The organism is Paenibacillus rhizosphaerae (genome assembly GCF_014192015.1).
GTDB classification, from domain to species: domain Bacteria; phylum Bacillota; class Bacilli; order Paenibacillales; family Paenibacillaceae; genus Paenibacillus_AQ; species Paenibacillus_AQ rhizosphaerae.
This window is the reverse complement of the sequence record NZ_JACHXJ010000010.1, coordinates 17,286-36,928: the sequence shown is the minus strand read 5'-3', so window position 1 is coordinate 36,928 and position 19,643 is coordinate 17,286. Positions and strand designations below refer to the sequence as shown.

The 19,643-nt window shown below is 53.1% G+C and carries 21 protein-coding genes; 1 reads left to right on the top strand and 20 read right to left on the bottom strand.

Features of this window, described 5'->3' with window-relative positions:
- Positions 1-324: 324 nt before the first annotated feature.
- The 13 genes from FHS19_RS32945 to pth all read right to left on the bottom strand — a co-directional run bounded on the left by FHS19_RS32945 (position 325) and on the right by pth (position 13,400).
- Positions 325-816, bottom strand: coding sequence for a S1 domain-containing RNA-binding protein (locus tag FHS19_RS32945; RefSeq protein WP_183587509.1), 492 nt, complete (start codon positions 814-816; stop codon positions 325-327).
- A gap of 126 nt (positions 817-942) precedes the next feature.
- Positions 943-1,308 (bottom strand): FtsB family cell division protein, encoded by a 366-nt coding sequence (locus FHS19_RS32940; RefSeq protein ID WP_183587507.1) that lies wholly within the window; start codon positions 1,306-1,308, stop codon positions 943-945.
- Positions 1,309-1,371: 63 nt separating this feature from the next.
- Positions 1,372-1,950 (bottom strand): spore cortex biosynthesis protein YabQ, encoded by a 579-nt coding sequence (gene yabQ, locus FHS19_RS32935; RefSeq protein WP_183587505.1) that lies wholly within the window; start codon positions 1,948-1,950, stop codon positions 1,372-1,374.
- Positions 1,947-2,228 carry a sporulation protein YabP gene (yabP, locus tag FHS19_RS32930; protein WP_089549461.1) on the bottom strand — a complete coding sequence of 94 codons (282 nt, stop codon included), beginning with the start codon at positions 2,226-2,228 and terminating at the stop codon, positions 1,947-1,949. Before yabP ends, yabQ begins: the two co-directional genes overlap by 4 nt.
- A gap of 183 nt (positions 2,229-2,411) precedes the next feature.
- Complete coding sequence (locus tag FHS19_RS32925; protein WP_094600122.1) at positions 2,412-2,690, bottom strand: RNA-binding S4 domain-containing protein; 279 nt, start codon at positions 2,688-2,690, stop codon at positions 2,412-2,414.
- A 1-nt stretch (position 2,691) separates the two neighbouring features.
- Positions 2,692-2,964 carry an HU family DNA-binding protein gene (locus FHS19_RS32920; protein WP_076176669.1) on the bottom strand — a complete coding sequence of 91 codons (273 nt, stop codon included), beginning with the start codon at positions 2,962-2,964 and terminating at the stop codon, positions 2,692-2,694.
- 316 nt (positions 2,965-3,280) lie between these two features.
- A complete protein-coding gene (yabN, locus tag FHS19_RS32915; RefSeq protein WP_183587503.1) occupies positions 3,281-4,771 on the bottom strand; it encodes a bifunctional methyltransferase/pyrophosphohydrolase YabN in 1,491 nt (496 codons plus the stop codon).
- A gap of 218 nt (positions 4,772-4,989) precedes the next feature.
- Entirely contained in the window at positions 4,990-6,669 is a 1,680-nt protein-coding gene (locus FHS19_RS32910) for a putative polysaccharide biosynthesis protein (protein ID WP_183587501.1), read from the bottom strand.
- Between the two features lie 189 nt (positions 6,670-6,858).
- A complete protein-coding gene (spoVT, locus tag FHS19_RS32905) occupies positions 6,859-7,401 on the bottom strand; it encodes a stage V sporulation protein T (RefSeq protein WP_281382620.1) in 543 nt (180 codons plus the stop codon).
- A 245-nt stretch (positions 7,402-7,646) separates the two neighbouring features.
- The gene (locus FHS19_RS32900) at positions 7,647-8,780 is read right to left on the bottom strand and encodes a peptidylprolyl isomerase (protein WP_183587497.1); all 1,134 of its coding nucleotides are present in this window, start codon (positions 8,778-8,780) and stop codon (positions 7,647-7,649) included.
- A complete protein-coding gene (mfd, locus tag FHS19_RS32895) occupies positions 8,767-12,291 on the bottom strand; it encodes a transcription-repair coupling factor (RefSeq protein ID WP_183587495.1) in 3,525 nt (1,174 codons plus the stop codon). The genes FHS19_RS32900 and mfd overlap by 14 nt, the downstream gene beginning before the upstream one ends.
- A gap of 237 nt (positions 12,292-12,528) precedes the next feature.
- Entirely contained in the window at positions 12,529-12,759 is a 231-nt protein-coding gene (gene fin / locus FHS19_RS32890; RefSeq protein WP_076176664.1) for an anti-sigma-F factor Fin, read from the bottom strand.
- Positions 12,760-12,839: 80 nt separating this feature from the next.
- Positions 12,840-13,400 carry an aminoacyl-tRNA hydrolase gene (gene pth, locus FHS19_RS32885; RefSeq protein ID WP_183587493.1) on the bottom strand — a complete coding sequence of 187 codons (561 nt, stop codon included), beginning with the start codon at positions 13,398-13,400 and terminating at the stop codon, positions 12,840-12,842.
- Between the two features lie 148 nt (positions 13,401-13,548).
- Between pth and FHS19_RS32880 the strand changes: the two genes are divergently transcribed.
- On the top strand, positions 13,549-13,749 hold the full coding sequence (locus FHS19_RS32880) for a hypothetical protein (RefSeq protein ID WP_076176662.1): 201 nt from the start codon (positions 13,549-13,551) through the stop codon (positions 13,747-13,749).
- Positions 13,750-13,825: 76 nt separating this feature from the next.
- Here the strand turns inward: FHS19_RS32880 and FHS19_RS32875 are convergent, their stop codons facing one another.
- The 7 genes from FHS19_RS32875 to veg form a co-directional block, all read right to left on the bottom strand.
- Positions 13,826-14,779: a ribose-phosphate diphosphokinase gene (locus tag FHS19_RS32875; RefSeq protein ID WP_076176661.1), complete on the bottom strand. Its 954-nt coding sequence runs from the start codon at positions 14,777-14,779 to the stop codon at positions 13,826-13,828.
- 104 nt (positions 14,780-14,883) lie between these two features.
- Complete coding sequence (gene glmU / locus FHS19_RS32870; protein WP_183587557.1) at positions 14,884-16,275, bottom strand: bifunctional UDP-N-acetylglucosamine diphosphorylase/glucosamine-1-phosphate N-acetyltransferase GlmU; 1,392 nt, start codon at positions 16,273-16,275, stop codon at positions 14,884-14,886.
- A 123-nt stretch (positions 16,276-16,398) separates the two neighbouring features.
- Complete coding sequence (spoVG, locus tag FHS19_RS32865; RefSeq protein WP_076176659.1) at positions 16,399-16,683, bottom strand: septation regulator SpoVG; 285 nt, start codon at positions 16,681-16,683, stop codon at positions 16,399-16,401.
- A gap of 194 nt (positions 16,684-16,877) precedes the next feature.
- Positions 16,878-17,708, bottom strand: coding sequence for a pur operon repressor (purR, locus tag FHS19_RS32860; RefSeq protein WP_183587491.1), 831 nt, complete (start codon positions 17,706-17,708; stop codon positions 16,878-16,880).
- A 120-nt stretch (positions 17,709-17,828) separates the two neighbouring features.
- The gene (ispE, locus tag FHS19_RS32855) at positions 17,829-18,683 is read right to left on the bottom strand and encodes a 4-(cytidine 5'-diphospho)-2-C-methyl-D-erythritol kinase (protein ID WP_183587489.1); all 855 of its coding nucleotides are present in this window, start codon (positions 18,681-18,683) and stop codon (positions 17,829-17,831) included.
- Between the two features lie 262 nt (positions 18,684-18,945).
- Complete coding sequence (locus FHS19_RS32850; RefSeq protein ID WP_076176656.1) at positions 18,946-19,125, bottom strand: small, acid-soluble spore protein, alpha/beta type; 180 nt, start codon at positions 19,123-19,125, stop codon at positions 18,946-18,948.
- Between the two features lie 134 nt (positions 19,126-19,259).
- Positions 19,260-19,535: a biofilm formation stimulator Veg gene (gene veg / locus FHS19_RS32845; RefSeq protein ID WP_105442437.1), complete on the bottom strand. Its 276-nt coding sequence runs from the start codon at positions 19,533-19,535 to the stop codon at positions 19,260-19,262.
- Positions 19,536-19,643 lie beyond the last annotated feature (108 nt).

The following is a 19,643-nucleotide window of genomic DNA, read 5'->3' as shown; positions in this document are numbered from 1 at the left end:
CGTTCCCGAATGGTCGGAAATCCGGGTCGACTGGTTGTCCCCCAACACTTCCAGCCGGTTTCCAGCCGGTTCGATCCGGGGCAATCTCCCGAATAAAATCACCGCTTCGACTAGCGATTGCGACAGAGATAGCTGGAATGGCGTTGGATGCTGTCGGTAATTTCTTGCAGAACGACAAAATTACCGAATGCAGCCCTTTGTCGGATGACAACTGTAAAACAGTGCCTGGCCTCCAACAAAAACAAAAAAACCGCAGAAGGCTGGATGCCCTCTACGGTTATCTGCTTCATACGGTTATCGTATGCTCTCATCTGTTAGTAAAAATTACATGCGTTTCGCGCCACGGCCTCCGCGCTTGGATTCCGTGTTCTTCTTGATCGACGATATGCGCTCTTCGCTGTCTTTTAGGAAACGAGACATTTTATCCTCGAATGAAGTCTTGTTGGCCGCAGGCTTATACGGACGCCCGCCACGTTCACGATTGTAACCTCCACCACCACCACCGCCAAAACGGTCTCCGCCGCCTCCGCCGGTACGTTCCGGTCTTGGTCCTCTTGGAGGCCGAGCTTCGGATGCCGGCTTATCAACAGCTTGTTTGATGGAAAGCCCGATCTTGCCGTCCTTATCGACATTGATCACCTTCACTGTCACAACATCATTGATCTTCAGGTGATCGTTGACATCCTTGACGTAATTATCGGCGATTTCCGAGATGTGAACGAGACCCGTGACACCTCCTGACAGATCCACAAATGCTCCAAAATGCGTTATGCCTGTCACCTTGCCTTCTAACTTGGTGCCCACTTCGATTGCCATAGAATAAAATGATCCTCCCTTAAAAATATACAACAAGATTTAAATAAAACCTTGGCTGTGGTGATTTGATTATACATAAAGCGCAAACCCAGGTCAACTGAGTAATAACCCACTTCAGCGCCTATATTATGGGCGGGTGGATTCCGCATGAATCGGGGTTTCCCCCGGCAAATACAAACCATAATTCTTTCTTGCCATCTGGCCGATATACTCCGGATCATTCAGCCGTTTCACATCCCGCTCAAGCTGTGCCTTCGTCTGAGTGGTCTGTGCCTCCAGCTTCAGCTTCTTCGACAGCTCGGAACTCTTGTCCGCAATTTGCGAATTCTGGTCGATAAAGGTGTAACCTGCCCACCCCATAAACAGAATCATGAAAGTCAGCCATAAAAAAATCCGCCTCCGTGCGCCAGCATGATGACCGGCAGGCTGCTTGTCATTCTTTTGTGTAGTCTGCGGGCGGGTTTGGGCTGGTGATGCAGCGTATTTTCCCATGAATGCCTCCTCTTTACAAATACGGAAATCGTTAACGTAACGGGCCGTTCTTAGAGGCCTTGTCTACTCCTTGGAGAACCATCGCTTCCACAGCTCTGCAGCTGCGGTGAGAAACTTGCTGAACCACTCGGGCATCTTCAGACGGGAGGTGATGGGGCGGAGCATCCATTGAAGCAGCTTCCAGAAAGGCGTGAGACAGCGCAGGATCACGTGGAGGAGAAACATCAGCAGGCTGCCGATCATGACGGCAATCCATTTCAACAGTTTCAAGAGCGCACGGATCGGAGCCCAGACGAGCGCCCGAAACAAACGCTTGACCACATCAATCACGTAACGTACTGTCCTTATTAACATTACCACAAAACGCTGGGTTGTAACACTCAAGATTAAAAAATATAACCATACCCCGATAAAGAGTCCCACAAATACATAAAACCGAAGCTGGCCGTAATTGCTGATATACAGCATCCGGAACACAAACAGGGCCGCAGCGCTCCAGTACAGCACGTCCAATATATGAAGGGTCCATTTCGGAAAGTGGAGCTGGCCCGACAGCACCCGGTAACTGTCATAGGCCACCCCCAAAGCCGCTCCCGAGAACAGCATCCACAGCAGGGTAATCCATTGGATCTGTGGACTCATTTAAATAGCTTGCCGAGCATTCCTTTGTTTTTGCTGTGGGAACCGGGATCCAAATAAACCAGGGAATTCACGTGGCCCTCGATCGAGAGCAGGCCTTCTTCCAGGTTTAAATTTTTAATATGTAAATTCTGGCCTTTGATGGTCAGGTGCCCTAGCTCGGTCTGGAGCAGAAACTCCTCGCTGTCAAAACTCTCCACATTGTTTACCCCCGTCAGGTGCAGCTGCTTGCGATTCAGCATATGCAATTCATGCTGCTTGTTTTTCGCTTGCTCGATCATGGCATGTACCCCTCCTTCTTATCAATAGCTTATGGAGCGGTTTCAGGGTTTAGAACCAGCCCCGCCGGGTGAACCGAAGGAACTTTAAGCATAAACTAAACATCGCGCCAAGCTAAAAAGGCATCCTCCGATCGTGATCGGAAGATGCCTTTGTGTACTGTATATGCCTTCTGGAATGCCCGCTTACCAGTTTAAACCGTTATCTTTGGCGATCGGTTCTTCCTTGACCAAGGTGTATAGGCTGGTTGCCTCGTCCTTGCGGGTTGTTTCGGCAAGCCGCTCCACCTTCACGGTCACCAGCTTCTGGCCGAACTGGACGGTGATCTCATCGCCCACTTTGACCGTGCTGCTGGGCTTGGCTTCCCTGCCGTTAATGAGGACCCTTCCCTGATCGGAGACGTCCTTCGCAACGGTACGCCGCTTGATTAACCTTGATACCTTAAGGAATTTGTCGACGCGCATCTTACTTTACGGCTTCTTTAAGCTTGTTGCCCGCTTTGAAAGCAGGAACGTTGGATTCCGGAATTTCGATGGTTTTGCCGGTTTGCGGGTTGCGGCCTGTACGACCGGAACGCTTGCGGGTTTCAAAAGTGCCGAAGCCGATCAGCTGAACTTTCTCACCGCTTGCCAGAGCTTCCTCAATTTCACCCAGGAAACCGTTCAGAACGGACTCCACGTCTTTTTTAGTCAAACCGCTTTTCGTGGAAATGTTGTTGATCAGATCTGTCTTGTTCATAAATTATAATCCTCCCAATATACAAAGAAATAAGTATTGGCGCGGCAGAGGAGCCTAGCTCCAAAACATACCGCTTTTGGCGCGTTCTGTATGATATTCTTGCTGTGCCGCCCGAATTCCTGCCTCAATCCGCCAATTTTTTATAATTTCCGAGGAAATCCTTGTTAAAATTAGCCTCAGGACGTCGTCTAACGGAAAATTTGCGCGAAATCGGAATCAAGAACACGAAAGGTTATTCATTCCTGATCGCTTAATCGGCTTCACTCTGCAGGCATTAAGGCGCCTCTCGTTCCCGCCCGGGACCGGAGATTTCATATCATACCTCATTTTTGGCCCGTTGCCAAATCGTCTCCATCTCATCCAGGCTGGCTTCCTGCAGCGTTTTGCCTTCTGCATGCAGCACATCCTCGATATAACGGAACCGGCTGACGAACTTGCGGTTCGTTCTCGACAGCGCTTCTTCCGGATCGGCATCCAGGAACCGGGCCGCGTTCGCCGCCGCAAACAGCAGGTCACCCAGCTCGCCCACCTGTTCGTCGACGCTCAGTCCCTCCGCCACGGCCTGCCGCAGCTCTCCGAGCTCCTCCTCGATCTTGTCGAAAACGCCCTCGATGGAATCCCAGTCGAACCCGACCTTCGACGCCTTCTTCTGCAGCTTGTAAGCTTTCATGAGCGCCGGCAGGTCTCTTGGAATCCCGTCCAGGGCGGACGTCTTCTCGGGCTCGAGTCCTTTACGGCGTTTCTCTTCGGCCTTCATGGCGTCCCAGTTCTGCAGTGCGGCTTCCGCATCCTTGGCCTTGTTCTCACCGAACACATGCGGATGGCGGAAAATCAGCTTGTCGTTCAAACCTTGAATGACATCGTACACGCTGAAAGTGCCTTCCTCTTCCTCCATTTGCGAATGCAGCATAATCTGCAGCAGCAAATCGCCAAGCTCTTCCTGCATATGCTCAGGGTCGTCATCGTCAATCGTCTCCAGCACCTCGTAGGTTTCCTCGATGAGATTTTTCCGGATCGACTCATGCGTCTGTTCCCGGTCCCACGGGCAGCCTTCCGGACTGCGGAGAATGCCGACGATCTCATGAAGCCGGGCGAAGGTCCGCTGGCGCAGGCTTTCGTCGTCGCTTCTGGGAACGTACACGAGCGAGAGGTTGCCGTAGCCCTCTACCCGGTCGAGCTCAAACAGCGGAACCTGAAGCACCTGCTCCTCTCCTTCGACACCAAGCGCATGTCCGACAACGACCTGGTAATCGTCAGGATAAAGCTCCATGAGGCACAGCTTCACTTCGGAAGCCGTAAACTCATCGTATACCTGCCCGATCACGGTGTGCAGCTGGGGCTGCAGCATGCTGCTGCGAATGCCGGTGGAATCGAGAAGCTGGAAGCCTTCGATCGGATCAAAGCCAAGACGGATAAAGGCCTCGTCGAGAAAGGATTCCCCGCCCAGGACTTCAAGGGAAATCCCGTTCTGCGGGCAGCGCTCCCTCAGCAGCTGGACGGTGGATTCCGCCACCATCGGATGCCCTGGTACCGCATAGACGATCACGCTGTGTTCTTCGCCGGCCAGGGCCAGCTCCAGCAGCCGCTCCGCGATGGAGGCGTAAACCTCTGGAAACGAATCATGCGCTTCGTAGATGTGGTCGAACGAACTGATTTCGAGCTTCAGCTCCTCCAGCATCGACATAACCGGATGTTCTTTCGTTCTGACGTAGATTTGTGATGCCTGCTGCAACGTTTTCACAATACCCACCGTCAGCCGGTCCGGGTTGCCCGAACCGAGACCGACAACCTTCAGTACTGCGCTCATATGTCATTCCTCCGCTCTATTTCCCATTCTTCCGGGAATGGGACATAAATATACTATATCACGGTTTCTTTTTTAAAAGAAAACCAGACGCGCTAGGCGGGTCTTCACTATGGCCCGGCCCTTTACTGATGCCTGTTCGGCGGATCCGTTAATCCACCCCCTTCTATCATTCTCCCTCTATGACGGCAAAATAGAAGATTCAACAGCCCCTCCGGCTATTACCGCAGCAGCCGGACCCGCTTCAGCAAGCCGGCCAGTGGACGGCCGATCTTCGGCAGCAACCCAAGCTCCTCTTCGGTAAGGAGCTTGGCCAGCACGGCGCCGGCGAGGAACACGGCGCCTCCGGCCGCGGCACCGGCGACACTTGCCGCGGCGGCCACGAGGCGGGCGGGCAGCCCGAGCGCGGACAGCACCGCGTCCGCCGCGAGCGCCGCAGCGCCCGCCACCACGGCCATGCCGGCCAGCATCAGCGCCGGCTTGGCCAGGGCGGCACCGGCGCGAATGCGCAGGCCGGTGCTGCGGGCCAGCAGCGCGATGTTGAGCGCTGCCGCCAGGAAGTGCGCGGCTACGCCGGCGATCGCCGCGCCGGTAATGCCCAGCTGCGGAACCAGCAGCAGGTTCAGCAGCGTCTTCGCCGCTGCCGCGGCCAGCAGGTGCACGGCCGGTGCACGCACGATGCCGACGCCCTGCAGCAGCGAAGCCGAAATGATGCTGAGCGCGCTGCCGACGGCAGTGAAGGCGATCCAGCGCATGACGCCGCTGCCCGCCGTGTCCTGGTACAGCGCGATATTCAGGGGATCGGCCAGAATGGCAATCCCCACCGAGGCGGCCAGTCCCAGCAGCCAGAACCATCGCAGGGACAGCCGGGTACGCTCGCTCACCAGCTCGCGGTCGCCTCTCGCCTTCGCATCCGCTAAAGCGGGAATGAACAGCACCGACAACGACGTAGCCAGCATCGTCACCAGCTGGACGATGGGAATACCGCGGTTATAGATGCCGAACTGGATCATCGCACCCGCCTCGCCGGCACCTCCGGCTTTAAGCAGCCGCGGTACGGTAAAGCTGTCCACCATGCCGATCAAAGGTACAGCCAGTGAACCGAGGCAGACGGGAATTGCGTACAGCAGAATCCGCTTCAGCAGGCTCCAGCTGCTCTCCCGCCCGGCTTGACGCGGCTGACCCGTCTGAACGGCAGACTCCTGGTGCGCCGGCACTGCGGCTCCTTCTGCGCCGGCAAAGCCCCGCCGAATCCGCCGGAACCTGCGCCAATAACCAAACATGACAATGAGGCCGGCGGCACCGCCAGCGGCCGATCCCAGCAGCGCCCCTGCTGCGATGGTCTCCGGCTTCGCCCCGATTCCCGTCAGGTAAATCAGCAGACCGATCATGACGGCCACCCGCGCACACTGCTCCGTGATCTGCGAAACGGCGGTGGGCATCATATTTTGGTATCCCTGAAAGAAACCGCGCATCCCGGTCATCACTGGCACGAACAGCAGCGCTAAGGACGCCGTCCGCACCGCCGGCACGACGCTGGAATTGTCGATCCAGGTCCCGATGAGCGGAGCGCACGTGTACACGGTGGCCCCCAGGACGATGCCAAGCAGCGCCAGCAGCACAGAGGACAACCTCATCACCCGGAGTCCTTCCCCTGCCCCCCCGACGGCTTCGTCCTCCGCCACGAATTTCGAGATCGCTGCGGGCAGGCCCGCGAGCGCGATCGTCATCATTAATGAATAGAGCGGATATACCGTGTTATAGATGCCGAACACCGCATCCCCGCCCATGTTTTGGAGCGGAATTTTTTGCAGCGTGCCGATCAGTTTCGACAGCACCATGGCCATGCTTAAAATCAAAGCCCCCTGCAGCATCTTCGATGCCGCACCTGTCTGTTTCATCCTCTTCCCTACTTTTGCCCGGATTCAGCCTCGATCATTTGGCGTTGCTTTCCGTTTTTTCAATACGAATACACCTATTATACCTGAGGAGAGCGGACACAAAAAACTCCCGCCTTCATTCCCGGATCATCCGTGAATATGAAGGGGGAGCTTCGTGTGCTCGGTGAAGAGCCGTACCGGCCTGCCGGTTTACTGCTCCATTTGCTTGCCAAGAAAAGCGGCGGCTGTTTCGGACATTTTGATTTCCAGCTGCGACATCTTGGTTGCTTCGTCCTTGCTCATCAGAATCACTGCGCCAATGGGGTCTCCGCCGGAAATGATCGGCGCGGCCACAAAAGAAGACAGGTTCTCCTGATGGTCCTTGCTGATTTCGTAGCTGCCTTGGTTTGTTTCCAGCAGCGTCTTGCGGCTGTCCATGCAGTTTTCGATCAGGGATCCGATCGGTTTCTCCAAGTATTCCTTCTTGGAGCCGCCTGCGACAGCGATAAAGGTGTCGCGGTCGGAAATGATGGTCGTATGTCCGGTGCCTTCATACAGCGATTCCGCATATTCCTTGGCGAAATCGCCAAGCTCGCCGATCGGGGAGTACTTCTTCAGAATGACTTCACCATCACGGTCTACAAAAATTTCAAGCGGATCTCCTTCACGGATACGCAGTGTACGTCTGATTTCTTTGGGGATGACCACTCTGCCCAGGTCATCGATACGGCGGACTATTCCAGTAGCTTTCATTAACATGTTGCCCCGCTTTCTAGAGAAGATTTTTCAACTACTGTTCTTATGGGAAGAGGTGAGTCCCAGGAATATAAGTTGTGATATCTGCCCATAGTATTCATCCATTCCCAATTCCTTATACATGATGTTGGAACTATTAGTTGCGGTTGTTTTGCACATTTTATCCAGTTCATTGCCGCAAAAAAAGGCGCGGGTCTGACCCGTGCCTTCCTTCATACTAACGATTCAAAACGGATTATGGATTACTTGCCCGATCCCGTGCTGCTATCTTTGGCATCTCCGCTGCTGCCTGTCGTGCCTGTACCCGCGCCGTCTCCGCTTCCGGAGGTACCGGAAGTAGAGCCTTCCGTGCCGCTGCCGGGGGTTCCCGTTTCGGTCGTGCCCGTGCCGCTCTTGGACGTATCCGCCGTTTTCGGCAGATCGATCTTCTTGATGATCTTCGTCAGGTCATTCTGCATGAACTGATCGATCTTCGATGCGCCCAGGTTACTCCGAATCATTTCTTTTTGATCGTTTGTCAGCTTGTCATAAGGCGTGTCCTTGCGGGAGTCGACCTTGATGATGCTGTATCCGAGATTGGATTCGACGGGAGCGCTGATTTTGTTCAGCGGAAGGGTCAGCACCTGCTCCTTGAACTCCTGCACGCTCCACTGTCCGACGGTAAAGTCTTTGTAGACACCGCCATTGTCCTTGGAGGAGGAGTCATCCGAGTACTTTTTAGCGAGCTCGGCGAAATCTCCCCCTTTGTCCAGCTGGGATTTGACATCTTTGGCGATCTTCAGCGCATCTTCCTTGGTCCGCTCTTTGTTATTCGAATCGGTCAGCCCGATCAAAATATGATGCACCGTGGCCACCATAAAATCCTGCTTGTTGTCCTCATACTGCTTCTTGATGTCATCTTCGGTCACTTTGGCGTTCATGTCCTCCATGACCGTCATCACCTGCACCAAATATTGCTTGAGCTCGTCCTCTTTGAGCTTCTGGTCATTGAGCAGCTGCTTGAACTGGTCATCGCCCACCTGCTTCTTCATTTGGTCGATTTGCTGGCCGGCCTTTTTCTCACCCTCCTTCTTGGCATCGTCCGTTGCCTTGCCGCTCAAATATTCAAAAGCAATCTTTTGCTTGACCAAATAATCTTGGAAATCCGCCATGTCCATAAATTGGGCATATTCCGGAGACATAAACGTCATGATTTTTTTCTGCGTCTCGAATTCATTTTCCGTGATCTCTCCGCCTTCGTAGGTTGCCACCGTTTTGCTGGCATCCTTCTCTTTATCGGAGCCGCCTTTCTCGCAGGCTGCCAGCACGGAAAGGGTTAATACGCACACCAAAGTCAGCAGAATTCCTCTCCATGCTTTTTTCTTATTGAACAACATCCTGAAGTTCCTCCTTCGATTTGAACAGCTCACGGATCGCTTCCAAGAATTGTTCCAGCAGATCGAGCAGCTGCTTGTCATCAAGCCCCTTGCCTTTGATTCGGATCGTCATTTGAGCATCCTGCTCAAATTGTACACGTCTCTCGAAGCGATTGCCAACCTGTGCAAGCTTCGCGGTGCTGACCGCCTTCTCCTGTCCCTCGTAAAATTTGAGGATCAGATCATCCCCACGGCGGTTGATGGAGTCGATACCGTACATCTTGCCGTATACCTTCAGCCGGGCGACGGTCAGCAGGTTCGTTACCGCCTCAGGCAGCTCCCCAAAGCGGTCCAGCAGCTCATCCTCCAGCTCCTTCCCGTCGTCGAACGAAGAAACTGCCGCCACTTTCTTATAAATTTCAATTTTTTGAATGCTGTCATAAATATACTCGGACGGCAAATATGCATCAATGCCAATATCGAGCGCGGTGTTCCACGTTTTCTCCGGTTCGACTTTCTCCCCGAGAACGGATACCTTCCGCTTCTGGATTTCCTCGGCAAGCATTTGCGAGTACAGGTCGAAGCCGACGGAGGCAATGAATCCGTGCTGCTCCGCTCCGAGCAGGTTCCCCGCCCCGCGGATCGCGAGGTCGCGCATCGCGATTTTGAAGCCGGAGCCAAGCTCCGTAAATTCCTTGATCGACTGCAGGCGTTTCTCCGCCACCTCGGTCAGCACCTTATCCCGCTGGTACGTAAAATACGCATAAGCAATCCGGTTGGAACGTCCGACACGGCCGCGCAGCTGATAGAGCTGGGACAGGCCCATTTTATCGGCATCATGCACGATGAGCGTATTTACGTTCGGAATATCGACGCCGGTCTCGATAATGCTCGTGCTGACCAGGACGTCGTATTCCCCGTCCAGAAAGTCGAGAATCGTCTTCTCCAGCTCCGTCTCCGACATTTGCCCATGGCCCACTCCAACCTTGGCCTCCGGCACCAGCGCCGAAATTTGGGCGGCCATTTCATGAATGCCTTGAACGCGGTTGTACAGATAATACACCTGACCGCCGCGGGCCAACTCCCGTTCGATGGCTTCCCTCACCAGCGTCTGGCTGTATTCCACGACATACGTCTGCACAGGGAAACGGTTTTCCGGCGGCGTCTCGATGACAGACAGATCCCGGACTCCCAGCATGGACATATGCAGCGTCCGCGGAATCGGCGTCGCCGTCAGGGTCAGCACGTCGACATTTGTCTTCAGCCGCTTCAGCTTCTCCTTATGCGTCACACCGAACCGCTGCTCCTCGTCCACAATCAGGAGACCCAGATCCTTGAACACCAGATCCTGGGACAACAAGCGGTGCGTCCCGATTACGACGTCGACCGTGCCCTGGCGGATCCCCTTGATCGTCTCGTTCTGCTCCTTCCGCGAACGGAACCGGCTCAGCACCTGGATGTTCATCGGATATCCCGAGAACCGCTCCCGGAACGTCTCGTAGTGCTGCTGCGCCAGAATCGTCGTCGGTACAAGGACGGCTACCTGCTTGCCCTCCATCGCGGCCTTGAACGCGGCGCGGATCGCCACTTCGGTCTTGCCGTAACCAACGTCTCCGCACAGCAGACGGTCCATCGGACGGTTCCGCTCCATATCCTTCTTGATCTCTTCGATCGCCCGCAGCTGATCGCGCGTCTCATCGTAAGGGAACATTTCCTCGAATTCCTGCTGCTCGGTCGTGTCCTTCTCAAAGCCGTATCCCGGCGTCGACTGCCGCTCGGCGTACAGCTTGATCAAATCGTCGGCGATGTCCTGTACCGAAGAGCGAACTTTATTTTTGACGCGTGTCCACTCGTTACCGCCCAGCTTGTAGATCTTCGGCTCCTTTTCCTCTGAACCGACGTACTTCTGAATGAGATCAATCTGTTCGATCGGCACGGACAGCTTATCGCCGCCGGCATACAGGATATGCATATAGTCCTTGTGGATGCCGTTAATTTCCAGTGTGCCAATACCCATATATTTACCGATGCCGTGGTTTTGATGGACGACATAATCGCCGACCTTCAGCTCGGTATAACTCTTGATCCGCTCGGCGTTATCAATGTTTTTGCCCAGCTTGCGGATCTTCCGCTGCTTCTGGGAGAACATTTCACCCTCGGTAATCACCGCCAAATGAATGGACGGCATCTCAAAGCCCGTCTGCAGATTACCCTGCAGCATGACCGGTTCCTCGATGTTGTAATCCTGGAGCACCCGCCGCATCCGGTCGAGCCGTTCGTCACTGCTGGCAAGCATCATCACCTGAACCCCGGACTTATGCCAGCGGTCCATTTCCGCTTTCAGCACGTTCATCTGCCCATGGAAATCCTGCATACCCCGGCTGATAAAGTTCAGGATGTTCTGAGGCTGGGTATGCGGAACCTGACGCAGGAAAATCGACATGAATATCGTCTGGAACGGACGCTGGTACAGCACCTCGTCGCCGTCAACGGACAAATGCAGCTGCGGCAGCGTCTTTCCGTTCTGCAGCAGATGCAAGTTCCACTCGGATTCGTCACGCTCCAGCTGTTTGGCCGTTTCAAGGAGGCGCGCCGGCTCGTCGAGAATGAGGACGGTGTCCTTGTGTAAATAATCGTACAGCGTCTTGTGCTCCGGATAGAGCAGAGAGATATATTTATAGATTTCCGGAAAATAGACATGCTCGCGAAGCAGCTCCATTTCCCGTTTTATTTCTTCCGTTAGACGCAGCTTCGCCTGCCGGTCGGTCATCTTGCCAAGCTGCTCCTCCAGCAGTTGAGCGGAGGCTGCAGCCGCCTGCTCCAGCCTCTGATGATCGGCGATGATCTCCTTGCAAGGCGTAATGGTGACTTCCTTAACTTTATCGATTGACCGCTGATCGGATGGGTCAAACGTGCGGATCGAATCGATTTCGTCGTCAAACAGCTCGACGCGGTAGGCCAATAGGGAGGTCATCGGGTAAAAGTCGATAATTCCCCCGCGGACGCTCATTTCGCCCTTGCCTTCTACCCGTTCGACCCGTTCGTATCCCATTTCGATCATTTGGGCCAGGAAAGCTTGGGCGTCCAGTGTGCCGCCATCTTGAATCACAATTTGGGCTTTGGCCATCACTTCTGGGGCAGGCAGAAACCGGCGCACACCCGAAAACGGTGCCACCACAATGCCCGAAAACCCTTGCGCGCACTTCATCAACACATCAATACGCTGCGCAAGGGTCTCTGGACTGGATACCGCGGATTCCGCCGCTACCAGCTCATTGGCCGGATACAGCAGCACACGGTCTGTTGAAAGCGCTTCCTGTAAATCCTCCGCGATTTTCTGGGCGGAAAACATGTTGTGAGTGACGACGAGCATCGGGCGTTTGATTTCTTCAAACAGTGCCGACAGCATAACCTGACGCGCGGACCCCGACAACCCGGAAACGAGCTGTTCCTTCATCCCGGCCGATAACCCGGCGGTAATCGACTTCAAATCCGGATCTTTAGAGAAAGCTTCTATAAGTGCATGTAACAAAGGGGGCACCTCTCTTATGCTTACTTGTTATCTTTTGAATGGTAGATTGAATTTTACCATAAAATACCTGACTGCGGTGATTTTTCGCTGTGCTTCACTAAAATATATCTACCGGGCGGACATCCCCTATCTTAGGGAGACTGGACAAAAGGAATACCTAAAAGAAGCCTCAGCAGCACTGCCAAGGCCCTTCCATTCACGGTATCTGTCCGCATTTTCGCGGTTTCGCGCACAACATTATTGAAGCGGGTTTGCCAACAGGCTCAGCTCCGGATTGTTCTCCAGCGCTTCTCTGCAATAATCGCAGATCACTTTGACCGTTACGTCGCCGCTTAAATCATACGCTATTATATCTCTACGTTCTGCCGGGGTCAAGGAATGGAACCCCAGCTGGGCGTCGGTAACCAGGGACGAATCTATTTTTCCGAGCGGCGTGCGGCAGTGCCGGCAAATATAATTTATTGCCATCTATATGCCTCCTGAAAGTCGTTTATACTTCAGTATGCCCGAAAAAACGTTCGTTTAGCCCCCGACTCCTGTTCCGGAGATCAACCGTTAAACTTGGCCATCGTTTGTTCAAAGGTATGGTTCAAACTGAATTCCGCGGCGTCGCAGGCTTGCTCAATCATCGTCTTCAGCAGCTCGTTCTCCTTTTTCGGAAAATTCGAGAGCACATAGTCGACGATCGCGTATCCCGGCTCAGGCCGGGAAATTCCCATCCGGATCCGGTCGAACACCTGTGTTCCCGTATGCTGAATGATCGATTTGATGCCGTTATGGCCTCCGGCGCTGCCCTGATACCGCAGGCGGATTTTGCCGGTTGCCGTATCCATGTCGTCATAAACGACGATCATGTCCTCGAGATTCGCCTTGTAATAATCCATATAGGCCCGCACCGCTTCTCCGGACAGGTTCATGTACGTCATGGGCTTGATAAGAACAACCTTGTCGGTTCCGATAAAGCCCTCGCCGATCAGCGCCTTGCATTTGCTTGGCCCAAACTTGATACCGTGCCGCTCCGCCAGCGCATCCAGCATCATAAAACCGACGTTGTGGCGCGTTTTTTCATAATTGGATCCCGGATTCCCGAGTCCTACAATCCATTTCATTGCGTTATTCGATCCTCCAAACCGGCTGCTGCCGCTACGCCTGTTGCGCAAGTTAGCATTAGCACCAAATTTTGTTACAATAGAGTATAGGATGCTGCTTGCTTCTTGCCATGGCATCCATGATCACCATAAGAAGGTGGTACGGTTCATGACTGAATTCGGCCAATTGCTTACGCTGCACCGGCACTTTCAGCAGCACCAGATCCACGGAATTCCCGTTCAGGTTCTCCGGCAGGGCGTACACGTGGACATTGGAACAATTACCTCATTCACCAAGCATTTCGTTGAAATTCAAGGTACGCTCTACAACCGGAATTTGTATACGTTTGTGTCGACTCCCGGATATTAAAGAGCATGCGCGAGAAGGGTTATATTTCCTGGAGCCAGGAAACATAACCCTCTCTTTGCATATACCTGCCCTTGCCTTATTCGATTTCGAACAGCTTGCTGATGGACAATTCCTCATGCACGCGGATGATGGCTTCACCCATCAACGGAGCTACCGACAAGACTTTGATCTTCTTGCTCGGCTCCGGATGCATAATCGGAATCGTGTCCGTCACGATGACTTCGCTAAGCGGAGAATTCTCCAGGCGTTCCATCGCCGGACCGGAGAAGACGGGATGCGTACAGCAAGCGTACACTTCCTTGACGCCACCTTCCATCAGGGCATTGGCCCCAAGCACGATCGTGCCGGCCGTGTCGATGATGTCGTCGATCAAAATGGCCGTTTTGCCTTCGATATGACCGATGATGTTCATAACTTCACTTACGTTCGGTTCCGGACGGCGTTTATCAATGATGGCCAGCGGGGCATTCAGGAAATCAGCCAGTTTTCTGGCACGAACCACACCACCGTGGTCAGGAGACACAACAACCGGATTCTCGATTTGCTTGGAACGGAAATACTGGGCCAGAATCGGCACCCCAAGCAGATGATCAACCGGAATGTCGAAGAAGCCTTGAATCTGCATCGCATGCAGGTCCATCGTGATGACACGGTGGGCACCCGCCTTTTCAATCAGATTCGCAACCAGCTTAGCGGTAATCGGGTCACGGGAACGGGCCTTACGGTCTTGACGCGCATACCCATAATAAGGGATTACGACGTTAATGCTCTTCGCAGAAGCACGCTTCAGCGCATCGACCATGATCAGCAGTTCCATGAGATTGTCATTTACCGGACCGCATGTCGACTGCACGACGTAAACGTGGCAGCCGCGAACGCTCTCCGATAATTTTACCTGAATCTCACCATCGCTGAAGCTGGTCGTATGCGAATCCCCCATGGGGATGCCGATATAATCCGCAATTTGCTGTGCGAGCTTCGGATTAGAATTGCATGTAAATATTTTTAACTTCGAATCACAATAAGTCATAGAATTAAAACCCTCCGTGCTGGTTCATTGAAATTCTGGCCTGCCTCCATGCCGCTTGAAACCATGTATCTCACACTCCCCGATAAGACGGGGGAGCTTTACGTTTATACCTGCTGCTTGCTTTCCTTCTTGGCTTTGGCCTTGGAGCGGATTTTCTCGGCATATCCCGGTTTATTCTCCTGGCGTTTTCTGGCGATGGCCAGGTCATTCTCGGGAACCGATTGGGTAATCGTCGAGCCCGCGACCACGTAGGCTCCTTTGCCCACCTTCAACGGAGCTACCAAGTTCACATTGCTGCCGATAAAAGCATCATCTTCAATTTCAGTCATAAACTTATTATACCCATCGTAGTTGACCGTTATCGCACCGCAGCCGACATTGACGTTTTTGCCCACCGTCGCATCGCCGACATAGCTTAGATGCGATACTTTGGAGCCGTTATCGATCGTTGCATTTTTCACTTCCACAAAATCGCCGATCTTCACGTCTTCCCCAAGCTTGGATTTCGGACGCAGGTATGCAAACGGGCCTACCGATGTTCTTGAACCCACTTCAGCCTGATCCAGCACCGAATGCTTGATGTTCACGCCGTCGCCGATCACGGAATCGCTGATTTCGCTCTGCGGACCGATTACGCAATCTTCGCCAATGACGGTTTTTCCCTTGAGTACTGTGCCGGGATAAATCACGGAGTCGGCCCCAATGGTCACGTCTGCGCCGATATACGTCGAAGCGGGATCAATGATTGTGACGCCGTTCAGCATATGGCGGATATTAATGCGTTCCCGCATTAATCCTTCAGCCTCTGAAAGTGCGCGGCGGTCATTAACGCCGATCGACTCCGCGTAGTCGTCGGTCACATAACCGAGAACGGTTTCTCCCTCGCCTACAAGAATCCCGATCACGTCCGTTAAATAATATTCCTGCTGGACGTTGTTGTTCGTTACCTTCTCCAAAGCGGCAAACAATTTCGCATTATCAAAAACATAAGTGCCTGTATTGATTTCACGAACCGCATCCTCTTCCGGCGTGCAGTCCTTCTGTTCAACGATACGTAGTACGCTTCCGTCCTCGCTCCGGATCACGCGCCCGTAACCCTGCGGCTGGTCCATGTAGGCAACCAGTACGGTGGCGGCAGCGTTGTTGCTTTCATGCAGCTGCGTCAGTCCCTGCAGTGTCTCGGCCGTAACTAGCGGAGTATCGCCGCAAATGACAATGGTCGAGCCTTCTTCCGAGCCCAGTAAAGCTTTGGCCTGCTTTACGGCATGGCCTGTACCAAGCTGCTGCTCTTGCAGCACGTATTCAGCGGCCTCACCCAGATAAGATTGGACAGCCTCTGCCCCGTGGCCAACGATGACAATGCTCCGTTCGCAGTTCACCTGTTTGACGGTATCCACCACGTGCCCAACCATCGGTTTGCCACAGACGGGATGAAGCACTTTGTATAGTTTGGATTTCATTCGTTTTCCCTGCCCTGCGGCAAGAACAATCGCCATTCTTTTCAAGGATCTTGACCTCCTACTCTAGAACTCGCTCAATACTGAATATATCGTATTATAAGCAAAAAGAAAAGAGAGCCATAGTCCTGGCTCTCCTTTCCTTGAACCCCAATTGTAAACTTAAGCGCCTTCCTCGATCACTTCTTCTTCACTGGCAGCGCGTTCATATTCCGCCAGGACGGCCGTTTGAATCTTCTCCCGGGTACCGGAAGAGATTGGGTGGGCAATGTCGCGGAATTCTCCATCCGGAGTGCGTTTGCTCGGCATAGCAACGAACATTCCATTATTTCCATCGATGACCCGAATGTCATGAACAACAAATTCGTTATCAATGGTAATGGATGCGATTGCCTTCATTCTCCCCTCGGAGTTAACGCGGCGGAGTCTGACATCCGTAATTTGCATGTGTGTGTTCACCACCTTTTTCCATCAGAGACTTGGTGTATAATTCCACACTGCATGCACGAAATCCTCTTTTTTAAGTTAACAAAATGTCCTAAAATCAGGAATTTTTTTATAAGAATGTGAGTGTCGACAGACTTCGGAACTATTCGCCGATAAAATATTTTTATCGACAAAATCCGCAGGCCTCTTCGACGTTAAGATGGGTCAAAATAATTCCCCGGGCTCACAAATATTTCCTTCGTCTTTGGATCGACCGCCGTCAGCGTCGCCAGGGACACATAATCGTGCAGGAGCCGCTCCTCCGATTCCACCGCTCCCGACTCGACCAATACGCCTACCCCTGCGACCTCGGCATCAAATTCGGCCAGCAAATCTACCATACCCTGGATGGTGCCGCCCGCTTTCATGAAATCGTCCACGATCAGGACGCGTGACTTTTCCTTCAGCGCCCGCCGCGAAAGGGACATTGTGTGGATGCTCTTATGCGAGCCCGACACGTAATTGATGCTCACGGCAGAACCTTCCGTCACCTGATGGTCCCGGCGCACGAGAACAACCGGCAGGTTCAACTGGGCCCCGGTGGCATAAGCCAGCGGAATCCCCTTGGTCTCCACGGTCATGACCACGTCGATTTCCTTGCCTGAGAAGGCAGTGGCAAAAATCTTTCCCGCCTCGTTCATAAGTGAAGGCTGTCCCAGCAAGTCGGACATGTACAAATACCCTCCGGGCAGAATCCGATCCTTCTGCTGAAGCTGGGAACAAAGATCGTTCGCAAACACCAGCGCCTGCTCCTTCGGCATTTTTGGAATATATTTCACGCCTCCCGCAGCCCCGGCCAGCGTCAGCAGGTCCCCGATGCCTTCCTCCTCAAACACTTCCTTGATAATGACCAAATCTTCGCTGATTGAGGACTTGGCGGCTCCGTATCTATCGGCAAATGTGGTGAGCGGGATCAATGTATGCGGTCTGGACAAAAGATACTGCGTCATCTCCACCAAACGCGCGCTTCGCTTTAATTTTTTCACGAAATACTCCTCGCTATCGCTGTATTCATCGGAATCCAAAGCAAAATTACCTAGAAAATCCGAATATTATAGTAAGAATATATCATTTTTGTACGGATATGTACAACATGGTTGGCGAAGTTAGGTCAATAGGCGCACCGCATACACTTCTTTGCAAAAGCCCCGCAGCCCGTTATAGATTCGTGCCACCTTCGATTCCTTGTACACCAGGCCGAATACGGTCGGCCCGCTGCCCGACATTAAGGCCCCGTCCGCGCCGAGACGCAGCATCCCTTCCTTCAGCTGCTGCACTTCGGGATGCAGCCTCAACGTCACATCCTCCAGCACGTTACCCAGGCGGCTGCATACGCCATGGAAGTCTCCCGCTTCGATCGCACTGATCATTCCTTGGGCTGACGGATGCTCCTTAATCTGTGCCGCTCGGAACTTGCCGTAGACCTCCGCGGTCGACACGTTAATCGGCGGTTTGGCCAAAATCACCCAGCACTGCAGCGGGTTCGCCACAGGCGTCAGCTTTTCCCCCCGCCCGGTAGCCAGTGCGGTGCCTCCAGTCACGCAGAACGGAACATCCGATCCGAGCTCTGCGCCCAGCTTCTGCAGCTCCTCTACCGGTATGTTCAGATTCCACAGCCGGTTCAGACCACGCAAGGTGGCAGCAGCGTCGCTGCTTCCTCCAGCCAGACCTGCTGCTACGGGGATTTTCTTATCCAGATGGATATGTACCCCGCTCTTGACGTCGTACCGGTCCTTAATCAGCCTTGCGGCCTGAAACGCCAAATTCTTCTCATCCAGCGGGATGTATCCCGCCTGGCTTGAAATAATAATCGTGTCCCGGGGCAAAGCCGACATCTCCAGCCGGTCCGCCAGGTCGACCATCGTCATAACCATTTCGACCTCATGGTACCCGTCTGGCCGTTTATGTAATACATCCAGCATCAAATTAATTTTAGCCGGTGCTTTTTCGTAAATTTTCAAGGCGTTCACCCACCCTCAAGATTCCCTCTATCTGGATTGACACAAGCCGCTTCGAATCCTTGGGCTCAATCCGAAATCTGGAATGAACCTCAAGCATTTTTTCTCTTGGGCTCAATCCAGAGATCTGCAACTTCAAATCATTATATCAAACTGAACCAGTCAAGTCATTTTCCGTTTACAGAGGGTGGAGCAGACACTACCTCCAACTCAAAAACGGAGAACCTCCCACTTGGGAGGCCTCCGCCGGCATTGCTGGTGTGAATTAGGATTTACGTGCGGCGGCCTGTTCGGCAAGCTGGATCGCTCTTTTTACCATGTTGCCCGCATCCTTGGCCTTAATACCTCCCCAGCCTTCCTGCTGGACGGTTTCGTAAAATCCCAAATCCTTTGCCAGCTCATTCTTCAGCTCATCCGACATGACACTGCGGCGTCTGCGGCTCATGAACATCCTCCTTTGGTTCCATCGGAATTAGGCTGCTGCCATAAGTATTATCCCGCTCACGAACATTCCTCATTCCCTATTCCCTTACCAACTAAAAGCAGCCCTCCATCAGGAGGGCTGCTTTGTCATTAAAGTTACGCTTTCTCCAACTCGATCCGGGTGCCGGTAGTATCATCGCAGATAATAACCTCCACGGATTCCGTAAGAATATCGGCATAGCTGTATGAAACACGTTTAAAGGTTTGATGCTCTTGATCCAATTTCACAATAAAAACAGATGGGTACGTTTCTTCCAAAACACCAGTACGCTCGACGGTCTTGCGACGACCACCGTTAGCCCGAAGCGAGATCTTCTGACCCACGTGAGCTTCGAGATTGCGTTTGATTTCCAACAGCGTATTTTTAGCCATTGTCGACGACCACCTCTTTCCTTGTCCATTATAACTCGAAAAGAGATTTTTGTCAAATCAAAATAATAATTATATCAGCATCAATTTTATGTTGTCAACGAATTTTTT